The 13,496-nt window shown below is 71.6% G+C and carries 14 protein-coding genes, 1 tRNA gene and 2 riboswitches; of the genes, 8 read left to right on the top strand and 7 right to left on the bottom strand.

Annotation, left to right across the window (positions count from 1 at the left end):
• From ACWDLG_RS30445 to bcp, 5 genes are all read right to left on the bottom strand, one after another.
• On the bottom strand, window positions 1-508 hold a 508-nt coding region (locus ACWDLG_RS30445), incomplete at its 3' end, for a serine dehydratase beta chain (RefSeq protein ID WP_449926456.1).
• Between the two features lie 60 nt (window positions 509-568).
• Window positions 569-958: a glycine cleavage system protein GcvH gene (gcvH, locus tag ACWDLG_RS30450; protein WP_449926459.1), complete on the bottom strand. Its 390-nt coding sequence runs from the start codon at window positions 956-958 to the stop codon at window positions 569-571.
• Window positions 955-2,040 (bottom strand): glycine cleavage system aminomethyltransferase GcvT, encoded by a 1,086-nt coding sequence (gene gcvT / locus ACWDLG_RS30455; protein WP_354917467.1) that lies wholly within the window; start codon window positions 2,038-2,040, stop codon window positions 955-957. Before gcvT ends, gcvH begins: the two co-directional genes overlap by 4 nt.
• Before the next feature lie 33 nt (window positions 2,041-2,073).
• Window positions 2,074-2,169: riboswitch (glycine riboswitch) on the bottom strand.
• Window positions 2,170-2,267: riboswitch (glycine riboswitch) on the bottom strand.
• 49 nt (window positions 2,268-2,316) lie between these two features.
• Window positions 2,317-2,400 (bottom strand) — tRNA-Leu (locus ACWDLG_RS30460).
• Window positions 2,401-2,479: 79 nt separating this feature from the next.
• Window positions 2,480-2,953, bottom strand: coding sequence for a thioredoxin-dependent thiol peroxidase (gene bcp, locus ACWDLG_RS30465; protein WP_449926462.1), 474 nt, complete (start codon window positions 2,951-2,953; stop codon window positions 2,480-2,482).
• A gap of 96 nt (window positions 2,954-3,049) precedes the next feature.
• On the opposite strand from bcp, the gene ACWDLG_RS30470 reads away from it, so the two are divergent.
• Window positions 3,050-3,376: a DUF3618 domain-containing protein gene (locus ACWDLG_RS30470; RefSeq protein WP_354917461.1), complete on the top strand. Its 327-nt coding sequence runs from the start codon at window positions 3,050-3,052 to the stop codon at window positions 3,374-3,376.
• Window positions 3,377-3,499: 123 nt separating this feature from the next.
• On the opposite strand, the gene ACWDLG_RS30475 is transcribed toward ACWDLG_RS30470, so the two are convergent.
• Entirely contained in the window at window positions 3,500-4,687 is a 1,188-nt protein-coding gene (locus tag ACWDLG_RS30475; protein ID WP_354917458.1) for an amino acid deaminase/aldolase, read from the bottom strand.
• A gap of 100 nt (window positions 4,688-4,787) precedes the next feature.
• Between ACWDLG_RS30475 and ACWDLG_RS30480 the strand changes: the two genes are divergently transcribed.
• From ACWDLG_RS30480 to ACWDLG_RS30500, 5 genes are all read left to right on the top strand, one after another.
• Window positions 4,788-5,396: a DUF6286 domain-containing protein gene (locus ACWDLG_RS30480; RefSeq protein ID WP_449926467.1), complete on the top strand. Its 609-nt coding sequence runs from the start codon at window positions 4,788-4,790 to the stop codon at window positions 5,394-5,396.
• Window positions 5,396-5,890, top strand: a complete 495-nt coding sequence (locus tag ACWDLG_RS30485) for a hypothetical protein (RefSeq protein WP_449926470.1) — start codon at window positions 5,396-5,398, stop codon at window positions 5,888-5,890. Before ACWDLG_RS30480 ends, ACWDLG_RS30485 begins: the two co-directional genes overlap by 1 nt.
• Before the next feature lie 47 nt (window positions 5,891-5,937).
• Complete coding sequence (locus ACWDLG_RS30490) at window positions 5,938-6,888, top strand: LysR family transcriptional regulator (protein ID WP_449926473.1); 951 nt, start codon at window positions 5,938-5,940, stop codon at window positions 6,886-6,888.
• Window positions 6,889-6,983: 95 nt separating this feature from the next.
• Window positions 6,984-10,103, top strand: coding sequence for a M28 family peptidase (locus ACWDLG_RS30495; RefSeq protein ID WP_449926476.1), 3,120 nt, complete (start codon window positions 6,984-6,986; stop codon window positions 10,101-10,103).
• A gap of 155 nt (window positions 10,104-10,258) precedes the next feature.
• Window positions 10,259-10,813 carry a hypothetical protein gene (locus tag ACWDLG_RS30500; RefSeq protein ID WP_449926479.1) on the top strand — a complete coding sequence of 185 codons (555 nt, stop codon included), beginning with the start codon at window positions 10,259-10,261 and terminating at the stop codon, window positions 10,811-10,813.
• A 63-nt stretch (window positions 10,814-10,876) separates the two neighbouring features.
• On the opposite strand, the gene ACWDLG_RS30505 is transcribed toward ACWDLG_RS30500, so the two are convergent.
• Window positions 10,877-11,449 (bottom strand): hypothetical protein, encoded by a 573-nt coding sequence (locus tag ACWDLG_RS30505; RefSeq protein ID WP_449926482.1) that lies wholly within the window; start codon window positions 11,447-11,449, stop codon window positions 10,877-10,879.
• A gap of 81 nt (window positions 11,450-11,530) precedes the next feature.
• Between ACWDLG_RS30505 and ACWDLG_RS30510 the strand changes: the two genes are divergently transcribed.
• Together ACWDLG_RS30510 and ACWDLG_RS30515 are read left to right on the top strand one after the other, a co-directional pair.
• Window positions 11,531-12,775: a sensor histidine kinase gene (locus ACWDLG_RS30510; RefSeq protein WP_449926486.1), complete on the top strand. Its 1,245-nt coding sequence runs from the start codon at window positions 11,531-11,533 to the stop codon at window positions 12,773-12,775.
• A complete protein-coding gene (locus ACWDLG_RS30515) occupies window positions 12,772-13,470 on the top strand; it encodes a response regulator (RefSeq protein WP_449926489.1) in 699 nt (232 codons plus the stop codon). The genes ACWDLG_RS30510 and ACWDLG_RS30515 overlap by 4 nt, the downstream gene beginning before the upstream one ends.
• Window positions 13,471-13,496: the final 26 nt, after the last annotated feature.

Genomic DNA, 13,496 nt, shown 5'->3' on the forward strand with positions numbered 1-13,496 from the left:
CCGTGTCATCCGGCTTGATCCGACCGGCCCCCGTCGCCGACTCATCGACCACGAACCCGCCGCCCACCGAGAAGTACACCTTCTCCCGCACCACCTGCCCGGTGCCGTCCAACGCGGTGAACCGCATCCCGTTCGGATGCTCCGGCAACGAGATCTTCCGCTCGAACACCAGGTCCTCGCCCACCACGAACGGGATCTCCCGCTCGCCGAACACCCGGATCCGCCCCGAGGCGCGCATCTCGGCCAGCCGCTCGTCGACCCGGTCGACATCGACCAGCTCCGGCTTGTCCCCCGACAGCCCCAGCAGCACCGCCTTGTCGCTGCCGTGCCCCTTACCGGTCAGCCCGAGCGAGCCGTACAGCACCACCCGCACCCGCTCCACCCGCTCCAGCAGCCCGTCGGCGCGCAGCCCCCGGGCGAAGCGGTGCGCGGCCGCCATCGGCCCGCCGGTGTGCGAGCTCGACGGCCCGATACCGATCTTGAAGAGGTCGAAGACGCTGATCGCCATTGATGCATCCCAACTCTCGGGGGGTGAATGCCGGGGCCCGGACGGACCCCGGCGGGTGTGTCAGTTGTCGCCTGACGTGAGCGCGGTGTACTCCTCCGCGCTCAGCAGGTCCTCGGGGTCGCCGGACACGCGCACCCTGAACATCCAGCCCTCGCCGTACGGCTCGCTGTTGACCAGGTCGGGCTTGTCCACGACGGCCTGGTTGACCTCGACGACCTCGCCGGAGACAGGGGCGTAGATCTCGCTCACGGACTTGGTCGACTCGACCTCGCCGATCGAGTCACCGGCCTCGAACGTCGCACCGACCTCGGGCAGCTGCACATAGACCACGTCGCCCAGCGCCTCGGCGGCATAGGCCGTGATGCCCACCGTCAGGGTCAGGCCGTCGTCGAGTCCGGCGACCCACTCGTGCTCCTTGGTGTAGCTCAGATCGTCGGGAATGCTGCTCACTTGTTCCTCCTGTAGAAAGGCAGCTCAACCAGGTCCACGCCCTCTTGGCTGCCCCGGATGTCAACGGCCAGACCTTCTTCTATCCCAGTGTCCACGTACGCCATCGCGATGGGCTTGCCGAGGGTCTGCGACGGCGCGCCGCTGGTCACCTCGCCCACGACGGCCCCGTCACTGGTGACAGGGAACCCATGGCGAGGGACCCTGCGACCCGTCGCGACCAGGCCGACGAGGCGGCGGCGCGGCGGGACGTCCTTGACCTGTTCGAGCGCGGCCCTGCCGACGAAGTCGCCGGGCTTGTCGAACTTCACCACGCGGCCGAGGCCGGCGTCGAAGGGCGTGAGCGAGACGCCGAGCTCGTTGCCGTACAGCGGCATGCCGGCCTCGAGGCGGAGCGTGTCACGGCTGGACAGGCCGGCGGGCATGATCTCGTACGGCTCGCCCGCCTTGGCCAGCGCGTGCCACAGCGCGACGGCGTCGGCGTTGGCGACGAAGAGTTCGAAGCCGTCCTCGCCGGTGTAGCCGGTGCGGGCGATGAGCGCCTCGGCGCCGGCGACCGTGCCGGGCAGGCCGGCGTAGTACTTCAGGCCCGCGAGGTCGGCGTCGGTGAGCGTGGCGAGGATCTCCTGGGCGCGCGGGCCCTGGATCGCGATGAGCGCGTACTGGTCGGAGCGGTCGTCGACGACCGCGTCGAAGCCCTCGGCGCGCTCGGTGAGGCGCTCGGCGACCATGGGGTAGTTGGAGGCGTTGGCGACGACCATGTACTCGTCGTCGGCCAGGCGGTAGACGATGAGGTCGTCGAGGACCCCGCCCTGCTCGTTGACGATCATCGTGTAGCGGGCGCGGCCGGGCGCGAGCACGGACAGGTGGCCGACCAGCGCGTAGTCGAGCGCCTCGCCGGCCTGCGGGCCGGTCACGAAGATCTCCCCCATGTGGGACAGGTCGAACAGCCCGGCCCGCTCGCGTACGGCCTTGTGCTCGGCGGACTCGCTCCCGTAGCGCAGCGGCATCAACCAGCCGGCGAAGTCGGTCAGCGTCGCGCCGAGGCTCTCGTGTACGTCTCGTAGCGGTGTCGGTCGGGACATTGTTCGCACCTCAGGATGGGTTGGATGCCAGGATCCTCCCCCTCTGTCATCGGTGCCTGAGAGCTTCACCCGGTTTTGCCGGACTTTCACCTTCGGCGAGGCCCCGCAGGCCTGCTTTCCAGAGGTCACCTTGCCCGCGCGGTCCTTTGCCTTGAGAGGTTCGCGGGGAGTGCTTGCTCCTTCAGGGGTCCTGGCCGGGTGCCAGGACGCTCTCCCGCGTGGGTTCATCGGTGTCCGTAGGCAAGACTAGTACGGATCCGGCCATCAAGGGAAAGGTGCGGGCGGGGGGACTCGAACCCCCACAGTGTCACCACCAACAGGACCTAAACCTGCCGCGTATGCCGATTTCGCCACGCCCGCGCAACCGCCATCAGCTTAGCGCCCGGGCCGGGGCCGAGATACTCGTTTGCGATCAAGCCCGCGGACTTGATCGCAAACCTCAGACCAGGCCGAGCTTCTTCTTCAGGCCGGCCACGTGGCCCGTCGCCTTCACGTTGTAGAGCGCCTGCTCGATCTTCCCGTCGGGGCCGATGACGAAGGTCGAGCGGATCACGCCGACGACCTCCTTGCCGTACAGCTTCTTGGCGCCGTACGCGCCGTAGGCCTTGTGGATCTCCAGGTCGACGTCGGACAGCAGCGGGAAGGTCAGCGCGTCGCGCTCGACGAACTTCACCAGCTTGTCGGTCTTGTCCTTGGAGACGCCGAGAACGACGAAACCCTCGTCGGTCAGCTGACCGAGGTTGTCGCGGAAGTCGCACGCCTGCTTGGTGCATCCGGGCGTCATGGCGGCGGGGTAGAAGTACAGGATGACGCGCTTGCCGCGGTAGGCGTCGAGGGAGACGGCGCCGCCGTCGGCCGCGGGGAGCGTGAAGTCCGGAGCGGCGTCTCCTGGCTGGAGCTTGGTTTCGGTCACGGGCTCAACCTAACCCCAATCGAAGGGACACGTTTCGCCCGCCGTGCGGTACGGCGGCGCGACCTGACAGACTGATCACCCTGAGAAAGGAGAGCCATGGCCGAGACCGACCCTGAAGAGCTGGAGCGCAGGATCACCCGGACGCGCGCCGAGCTCGCGCGGACCGTTGACGCCATCGCCGACCGGGTGAGCCCCAAGCGGGTGGCCCAGCGCAGCATGGACGAGGTCAAGTCGAGGGCCGAGCACTTCGTGGCGTCGGTCGGCGATCTCGTGGGGGTGACGCCGCGGCCGGTGCGCTACGACGACGACGCCGGGGACCTGTGGGAGGACGAGCGGCCTGTCGGCTCGGCGCTGATCGCCGTGGGCGCGGTGCTGGTCGTGGGCGCGGCGATCGTCCTGTGGCGCCGGCGCCGCAGGCGCTGACGGGCAGGCGTCACCGGCCCGCCGGGCGCCCCGCGAGGGGCCGAAGGACGGGCGCCACGCACCCTCGCGGACGCCGAGCCTCGCGGGCGCCGAGCCGGAGGGTGCGGGTCAGAGGGTGGCGGGTCAGAGGAAGGTCCTGCCCTCACCCCGGTAGGTCGGGACCTCCTCGACGACCTTGTCGCCCTCGACCAGCAGCAGGCTCGCGAACCGCTCGCACAGCTCGCCCGACTTGGCGTGGCGGAACCACACCCTGTCGCCGACGCGCAGGTCCTCGGCGGGCTGGCCGAGCAGCGGGGTCTGCACCTCGCCCGCGCCCTCGTCGGAGGAGTAGCGCAGCCCCGGCGGCAGGTACGGCTGGGGCAGCCGCGACGGCCCCGGCGCCCCTGAGGCCAGGTAGCCGCCGCCGAGCACGGTCACCACGCCGAGCCCTGGACGCCGGACGACCGGAAGGGCGAACAGCGCGGCGGGACGGCCGCTGAAGCCCCGGTAGAAGTCGAAGAGCCTGGGGTGGAAGAAGCCCGAGCCGGCCGCGCACTCGGTGACGGCCTTCTCCCTGACCGTGCGGTCGACGCTGCCGGTGCCGCCGCCGTTGACGAACTCGAGGTCGGCGACCTGCCTGACGGCGTTGACGATGCGGCCGCGCCGTACGATCAGCTCGCGGGCCGAGCGGGCCTGCATCAGCCTGATGGCGCGGGCGAAGGCCGCGTTGCCGGGCGGGTCGTCGCCGACGCCCGCGATCTGTGCCTCGTAGGCCATGAGGCCGACCAGGCGGAAGGCCGGCCGCTTGGCGATCTCGGCGGCCAGGTCGGCGGCGTGGGCGGGTTCGCGGACCGGGGAGCGCAGGGCGCCGGCGCGGAAGCGCCCGCCGAGGGCGACGTATCCGGCGTCGATGTCGAGGCAGAGCCGCAGGACCGGGCCGCCTGCCGGCACCGCCGACTCGATGAAGTCGAGGTGCTCGGCGGAGTCGACCATGAGCGTGATCTCCCTCACGGCCCGCTCGGTGGCGGCCAGCGCCGCCAGCGCCGTCCTGTCGGCGGTGGGATAGGCGACCAGCACGTCGCTGAACCCCTGCTCGACCAGCCACAGCGCCTCGGGCAGGGTGAAGGCCATGACGCCGCTGAAGCCGTCCATGGCGAGGATGCGTTCGAGGACGGGACGCGAGCGGACCGACTTGCTCGCCACCCTGATCGGCTTGCCGCCGGCTCTGCGGACCAGGCCCGCCGCGTTGGCCCGCAACGCCTCCAGATCGAGGATGGCGAAGGGCGGCTCGAACGCGGCGGTGGCCCTGTCGTAGCGCTGGCGGTCGTCCATAGAAGCAGGGTAATACCGATGTTCGCCGGCAAAGATCCGGCAAACCGGCGGCGGGGAAGGGCTTTGTGGCGCGGCGGCCCCCTGTACCTCTGTCGGTGTGATGACAACACTCCAGGACCGCCTGCCTGGTGGAGCCGCTCCGAGCGAGCACGAGACGCCCCGCCGCAGGGCGTCCAGGGTGCTCAGACCGGCACGAACCCCCGCCGGTGTCGCGGTGGCCTTCACGACGTCGGCCGGGCTGACGCTGCTCGCCGCCGAGGTCCTCGCCGGGCTGTTGGGCGGCGGGCTCGGCCTGCTGCCCGTCGACCAGGTGCTCGCCCTGGCCGCCCGCACCGCATGGTCGGACCCGGAGCTGATGCTGGGCGCGGTCGGCGTGGCCGGCACCGGCCTGGTGCTGCTGGGGCTCGCCCTGGTGCCGGGCCGGTCCAGGCTGGTGCCGCTGGAGACCGCCGACCCGCGGATCGTCATGGGCATCACCAGGTCGGGCCTGCGCAGGACGCTCAGGGCCGTCGCCGAGGACGTCGACGGGGTGCGCAGCGTGCGGGTACGGCTGCGCCGCCGGCAGATCGAGGTCACGGTCGTCTCCGACGCCGAGCGCACGGGCGAGATGCTGCGCAGGACCGGGGCCGCCGTCGGCGAGCGGCTGAACGGGCTCGGCGCGATGTGCGCGGGCGAGGTCGTGGTACGGCTGCGCCGGAAGGGGCTGTGATGCGGCAGTACGGCGGCAACAGGATCGGGCTCGGTGTCGTCGGTGGTGTCCTGCTCGGCCTGGGCGGCTACGCCTACCTGCGGGGTGGAGGCGAGCTCGGGACCCGCAGGAACGCCAGGGTCCTGGAGGACGACGTCGCCGGCTACGTCGCCGCGCATGCGTGGGTCTCGTGGCTGCTCGCGCTCGTGCTGGTCTTCGCCGCCCTGCTGGCCTTGCGGTGGCTGCTCATCGCGCTCGGCTGGGGCAGGCTCGGCAACCGCTCGGGCACGGGGACGGCGCTGCTGTGCGTGGGCCTGAAGGACGTGGACGGCATCAGCCGTACGGCGGTGCGGGTCGTGGGCCAGGACCGGCTGCGGATCGCGGTGACCTGCCCCGCCCTCGCCGACGTGGGCGCCGTGGTGACCAAGCTGAACCGCGAGGTCGTCGGCAGGGTGCGCCGCGACGTGGGTGTCGACGACATGGGCGCGATCGTCCGCGTCCACGTCCGCCGCTGACCCGATTGGGCCTTACTGGAAAGCTTCTTTACTTTTAAGCTCGCGGTGTGGACCTTGAGGTTCGTCACCTGAGGGTGCTGTGCGCCATCGCGGACACGGGAAGCATCTCGAAGGCCGCCGCGACCATGGGCATGTCGCAACCCGGCATCGCCGCCCAGCTGCGCAGGATCGAGCGGATGGTGGGCGGGCCGCTGTTCGACCGCTCGCACGACGGCGTCCGGCCGACCCCGCGGGGCGAGTGGTTGCTGACGCGGTCACGGTCCCTGCTCCCGGCCTTCGACGAGCTCCAGCGTGACGCCGCCCGCTACGCCTCGCCGCCGGGCGGCCCGCTGCGCATCAGGGTGGGGTGCGCCCCGACCCGGCTGGCCATCTACCTGGCGCGCAGCCTGGACGGGCTGCTTCCGGGAGCGGAGATCAGCCTGCGCACCGAGGCCACCCTGGACCCGTTGCCGGGACTGCTCGAGAGCGAGCGGATCGAGCTGGCCACGCTCGACGACTACCCGGGACACGAGCTCGTCCCGCCGCGGGGCACCCGCTACGCGGTGATCGCCACCGAGCCGCTGTTCGTCGGCCTGTCCTCCCGGCATCCTCTCGCGGGCGCGGAGGAGGTGGAGCTGGGCGACCTCGCGCAGGAGGACTGGGCGCAGCCGTCGCTACTGGAGTCGGGGCCGCGCGAGCACATGGCGGCGACCTGCGCCGAGCACGGCTTCACGCAGCGCGTCACCTTCGCGGTGAACCTGGAGGTGGCGCTCGACCTGATCGGCGAGGGCAGGTGCGTCGGGCTGTTCCAGGCCACCGCGCCCGCCAGGGACGGCATCGTGATCAGGCCGCTGCGCGGTGCCCCGCTGCGCTTCCGCCACCTGCTCGGGTGGCACGAGAAGGGCCCGCTGGCGGCGCTGGCCGGCGATCTGGTGCAGACGGTGACCAAGACGTACTGGAGCGAGGCCCGGCGGGCGCCCGTGTATCAGGCCTGGCTGAAGCGCCACGGCCGCATATAACGTCAAATTATAGGAAAATGTTGGCTTACTAAGCCTTTTACTCTCGCGGTCAACTTGGGACGACTCCTCGCCCGACACCCCCAAGGAGCACGAGAGTGAAACCCACCCTCCGGCTGGGTGCTGCCGCCATGCTCGCGCTGGCACTGGTCGTGACCACGACCGCGGCGGCGGACCCGCCCACCCCCGCCGAACGCCGCACCGCCGCGTCGGCCGCCCAGAGCGCCCTCCTGGCCCACTCCGAGGCCCTGTTCGCCACCGCCGACGACGAGTTCGCGCTCGTCTCCTCGGTCGGCGGCGTGCGCGGACAGCAGTACCTGACCTACGCCCGCACGCACGCGGGCCTGCCCGTCTACGGCGGCGACGTCGTCATCGTCACCGACGAATCGGGCCAGGTCGTCCACCAGGTGACCACGGGCCAGCGCGCCGAAGCGGCCGCTCCCGCCACCCCCACCGTGACCGCCGAGCAGGCCGCGCTCGCCGCCCGCAAGCGGGTGCCCACGGTCTCCGGCGTCGGCACCCCCACCCTCGCGATCCACGCCGCCGGCGAGCGGCCCCGGCTGGCCTGGGAGGTGGTCGTCGAGGGGAAGACCGCCAAGGCGCCCAGCAAGCTGCACGTCTACGTCGACGCGTCGTCCGGCCAGATCGTCGACGAGTGGGACGAGGTGCGCGCGGGCACCGGCAACAGCTACTACAACGGCAACCCCGTCCAGATCGCCACCTCGCCGTCGTACTCGATGGTCGACCCGACCCGGCGCGGCCTCCAGTGCGGCGGCCAGAACGGCCAGGCCTACACCGGCACCGACGACACCTGGGGCAACGGCACCGGCACCAACCTGGAGACCGCTTGCGTCGACACGCTGTTCGCGGTCCAGAAGGAATGGGACATGCTGCGCGACTGGCTCAGCCGCGACGGCATCGACGGCCGCGGCGGCGGCTTCCCCGCGCGAGTCGGCCTGGCCGAGGTGAACGCCTACTGGACGGGCTCCTACACCAGCTTCGGCCGCAACTCCGCGGGCACGCAGCAGCTCACCGCGATGGACGTGGTCGGCCACGAGTACGGCCACGGCATCTTCCACACCACCCCCGGCGGCCCCGGCAGCGGCAACGAGACGGGCGGCCTGAACGAGTCGACCGGCGACATCTTCGGCGCGCTGACCGAGCACTACGTCAACGAGCCCGCCACCCTCGACCCGCCCGACTACCTGGTGGGCGAGGAGGTCAACCTGAGCGGCTCGGGGCCGATCCGCAACATGTACAACCCGTCGGCGCTCGGCGACCCCAACTGCTTCCGGCTGCCCGCCCCCGAGGTGCACGCGGGCGCGGGGCCGCAGAACCACTGGTTCTACCTGGTGGCGGAGGGCACCAACCCGCAGGGCAAGCCGGCCAGCTCGCGGTGCGACAACGGCCCGGCGATCACCGGTATCGGCATCCGCAAGGCCGGTGAGATCTTCATGAGCGCGCTGAACACCAAGACGCTCCCGTGGACCCACGCCAAGGCCCGCGTCGCCACGCTCAACGCGGCCAAGACCCTGTACCCGGGCAGCTGTGTGGAGTTCAACGTCGTCAAGGAGGCCTGGTCCGGCGTCAGCGTGCCGGCGCAGGCGGGCGAGCCGACCTGCCAGCAGGGCAGCGACTTCACCGTGGCGCTCGACCCCGCCTCGCGCACGGTCCAGCCGGGCCAGCAGGCGACCACGACCGTGCGGACGACCGCGATCGGCACCGCCCAGTCGATCACCCTGGGCACCGGCACGCTGCCGTCCGGCGTGACGGCGGCCTTCTCCCCCGCCACCATCACGGCGGGGCAGACCTCCACGCTGACCCTGTCCACCTCGTCGGGCACCCCGGTCGGCGCCCACTCCGTCACCGTCATGGCCGACGGCACGGACGTCGACAGGCAGGCGGCCTTCACGCTGACCGTCGGCACGCCGCCCGGCCCCGGCACGCCCGACATCCCGGTGGCCAACCTCACCGCGCACCTGAGCCAGCTGCAGAGCATCGGCCCGCGCCCCTCGCCGAGCACCGGCTACACCTCGGCGCTCACCTACATCAGGGGCAAGCTCGACGCGGCCGGATACGCCACCCAGGTGCAGAACTTCACCTACGGCGGCAGGACCCACCAGAACCTGATCGCCGACTGGCCCGGCGGCCCGGCCGGCCAGGTGGTCATGCTGGGCAGCCACCTCGACAGCGTCTCCGCGGGGCCCGGCGTCAACGACAACGGCACCGGCTCCTCCTCGCTGCTGGAGCTGGCCCTCACGCTGGCCGGCCGTAACCCCACCCTGACCAAGCACGTGCGCTTCGCCTGGTGGGGCGCCGAGGAGCTGGGGCTGCGCGGCTCGCAGTACTACGTGCAGACCAGCGGCGTGTCCGGCATCGAGGCCTACCTGAACTTCGACATGACCGGCTCGCCCAACCCGGGCTACTTCGTCTACGACGACGACGCGCAGCTGCAGCGGCTGTTCAACGACTACTACGCGGGCATCGGCGTCCAGACCGAGATCGAGACCGCGGGCGACGGGCGCAGCGACCACGCCCCGTTCAAGGACGCGGGCGTCAGGGTCGGCGGGGTCTTCACCGGCGCCGAGGCGGTCAAGACGACGGCCCAGGCGGCCAAGTGGGGCGGCACCGCCGGGCAGGCGTTCGACCGCTGCTACCACTCCGCGTGCGACACCTACCCGGCCAACGTCAGCACCACGGCGCTCGACCGCAACGCCGACGCCGCGGCCTACGTGCTGTGGAAGCTGGCCGTCGGCGGCGGCGCGGCCGACGACTACACGGTGACGCTGAACCCGTCGTCGGCCACCGTGCAGCCGGGGCAGACGGCCACGGCCACGCTGTCCACCCAGGTCACCTCGGGCAATCCGCAGAGCGTCACGCTGTCGGCGGCCGACGTGCCCAGCGGGGTCACCGTCACCGTCGACCCGCGGACCATCACCTCGGGCCAGACGGCGACGCTGACGATCGCCACGGCCTCGGGTACGGCGCCGGGGGCGTACCCGATCACCGTCAACGCCGACGGCACCGCCGCCGACCACTCGGCCCGCTTCACGCTGACGGTCGGCGGCGGCGGGGAGACCACGTGGGCGGCGTGGACGCCGTACGCGGTGGGTGACGTGGTCAGCTACCAGGGCGTCCGGTACCGCTGCCGGATCGCCCACACCTCGCTGCCGGGCTGGGAGCCGCCCAACGTGCCGGCTCTCTGGCAGCCCGTCTGATCCGTTCCTAGGCGAGCGCGTCCGTACGGCAAGCGGGCCGGCGGCGACCGGGTAGCCGGTGGCTGTACGGCAAGCGGGCGGGCGGCCACCGGGGTAGCCGGTGACCGCCCGCCCATCCCGCGTACTCCAGCAGAAGAACCGGCATAATCCCCCATATGCCCCGAAGGCCCCTCCTGGCGCTCCTGTACCTGGCCCCCGCCTTCGTCCTGGCCGCCACGGTCGTCGTCACCAGGACCGTCACCACCGAGCTCGTCCTGCTCAACGACACGCTCGACCACCCGCTGCTGTTCGGCCTGACCGCCCTGGTCCTCGGCGGGCTGGGCGTGCGCGAGCTGGTCAGGCCGACACCGTGGGCCAGGGCAGTCGTCGTGATCGCGACGATCGCCGGGATGCTCGGCTGGTCGGCCTACGGGCTGCGCTGGTCGATCTTCGACTCCGTCGAGGTGGCCGCGGTGAAGGGGCCGGGCCCGCTCATCCTGATCGTGCGGGAGCAGCACGGCATCTTCGAGACCACGATGACGCTCAGCATCCGCGAGGACGCCGGCCTGCTCAGCCGCGAGTGGTCGCTGTCCTGTCCCGACCTCGATCTCGAGAGGGAGGACCTCCGGTGGGTCGGGTCGACCAGGGTCGAGGCGCGCGTCCCGGGCGAGGACGCGCCCATCGGCGTCGACCTCGACGCGAAGGGCCGTCCGCTCGGGGCGTGCGGGTAGCCGGTCAGCCGGTAGGCGTGAGCTTGACCGTGGGCACAACGCTCGGGGCGTGCGGGTAGCCGGTCAGCCGGTAGGCGTGGGCTTGACCGTGGGCACAACGGTCGGCGGCGGCACCACGGTGACGGAGGTGGTCGGCATGGGCGACGGCAGCGGCGGGCGGGCGTACGGGTAGGTGCAGGTCCGGCCGCGCGGGGTGAACCAGCACTCGGCGGGCGGCTCCCCCCGGTACCCTTCGGGGCCACCCCAGCGATACACCTCGGGGCCGCCTAAGCGGTGCCCTTCCGGGCCGTCCAACCGGTAGCTTTCGGGCCCGCCGAAGCGGTGCCTGCCATGGTCTTCCCAGCGGGCCGTCCGGGGACGGTCGCCGTGGTCGGCGACGCGGAACAGGATCGCCACGGCGGCGCCGCCGAGAACGCCGCCGGCCAACAGGCCGATGAGCCCGGCGCCGATGATCTGGGCGTGCTTCTGCCGGACGAACCCGGCGAAGGTCTCCCGCGGCGGAGGCGGCGGGGACGGCGGAGGCGGTGGTCCTGCCTGCGACGCGCCGGAAGCGGGTGGTGGGGCGCTCTCGGGGTCCGGGCCGCGCGGTGCTTCCTCTTCACCGCGCGGCCCTGCGGCGCGATCATGATCCGCCATCACGATCTCCCTTTACTCGCCCAGAGGGCGCTCCCACCGATGACAATGCCGGATGCCCCATAAATACCGCGTAAATCCGGCATGCGACCAGGGTCGTACATCAGCCTCCGACTCCAGACGGAAGGGCGGCCCCGTGGCGATACGTACAGTGATGGAGTGTTCGGCAAGATTCGAGCCTGGTCGCAGCATCGCCGCATGCTCACGGACGTCCTGTGGGTCACCCCCCTCATCGCGCTGTGCGCCGCCCTGGCGGTCTCCTACACCCAGCCCACGGTCCGTCCACCGATCGACCTGGTGGGTTACCTGGTCCTGACGGCGACGCTCGTGGTGCCGCTGTTCTGGCGCAACAGCCATCCCCGCACCGTGTTCGCCCTCGTCGCGCTGATCAGCTTCGCGCAGTGGCTGACCGAGGTCCCAGCCTTCCCCGCCAACAGCGCGGTGCTGGTCGCGATGTACGCCATGGCCAGCCAGTGCACGTTCAAGTGGGCGCTGGCGGCGGGCCTGGTCTCCGAGCTCGGCATCTTCCTGGCCCTGTCCCAGTGGGACACCGTCAGCCTCGGCATGTTCCTGAGCTGCTCGTTCTTCGTGGTCATGATCTGGCTGACCGGCATCTACGCCAACACGCGCCGCCGCTACCTGGAGGGTCTGGAGGAGCGGGCCGAGCGGGCCGAACGCGAACGCGACCAGCAGGCCAGGATGGCGGCGGCGGCCGAGCGGGCCAGGATCGCCAGGGAACTGCACGACGTGGTCGCGCACAACGTCAGCGTGATCATCGTGCAGGCCGACGGGGCGAGCTACGCCATCGACACCGATCCCGAGCAGGCCAGGCAGGCCGTCCACGCGATCTCGAAGACCGGTCGCGAGGCGCTGGCGGAGATGCGGCGCCTGGTGGGCGTGCTGCGCGAGAACGCCGCCGACCCGGCGGGCGAGGCCGCCGACTACACCCCGCAGCCCGGTCTGGCCCAGCTGGAGGAGCTGGTGCGCGGCTCCGGCCTGCCGGTGGACCTGCGCGTGAGCGGCACCCCGCAGGACCTGCCGGAGGGCGAGCAGCTGGCGATCTACCGGCTGGTCCAGGAGGCGCTGACCAACACCCTCAAGCACGGCGGACCCGGCGCGAGGGCCACGGTGGAGATGGAGTACGGCAGGGGCGAACTCGTGGTCCGTATCACCGACAACGGCAGGGGCGCCGCCGCTCCACGCGGCGTGGGCGGCCACGGCCTGCTCGGCATGCGGGAGCGGGTCTCCATGTACGGCGGAGCCGTCCAGGCCGCCCCCCGGCCGGGCGGCGGCTTCGAGGTGCTGGCCAGGCTGCCGGTGGCCGCATGATCCGGGTCATGCTGGTCGACGACCAGGAGCTGCTGCGCGCCGGTTTCCGGATGGTGCTCGGCGCCCAGCCCGATATCGAGGTGGTGGCCGAGGCCGGCGACGGCGTCTCGGCGCTGGAGCTGCTGAAGGAGGTCCAGGTCGACGTCGTCCTCATGGACGTGCGCATGCCGAGGATGGACGGCGTCGAGGCGACCAGGCTGATCGACGGCCCGAAGGTGCTCATCCTGACCACGTTCGACCTGGACGAGTACGCCTACTCGGCGATCAAGGCGGGCGCCTCCGGCTTCCTGCTGAAGGACGTGCCGCCGTCCGACCTGGTCAGCGCGATCCGCTCGGTGCACAACGGCGACGCGGTGATGGCGCCCAGCGCCACCCGCCGGCTGCTCGACAGGTTCGCCGGGCAGCTGACCGCCGAGCGGCTGCCCGACGGCAGCCTGCTGACGGCCAGGGAGCACGAGGTCATGATGCTGGTGGCGCGCGGCCTGTCCAACACCGAGATCGCCGAGCGGCTGGCGCTGGCGGAGGCGACGGTGAAGACGCACCTGGGCAGGGTGCTGGCCAAGCTGGGGGTGCGCGACCGGGCGCAGGTCGTGGTCTACGCCTACGAGGCGGGGCTGATCGTGCCGTCCGACCGGTCGCCGGAGCGGAGCCCCGACCGGCTCGCACCGCGCATCCCGGATCGGCCGAAAGGCTGATACGGGTCATCTCAGGTGTGACGGGA

This window comes from Nonomuraea sp. NPDC003727 (assembly GCF_053586935.1).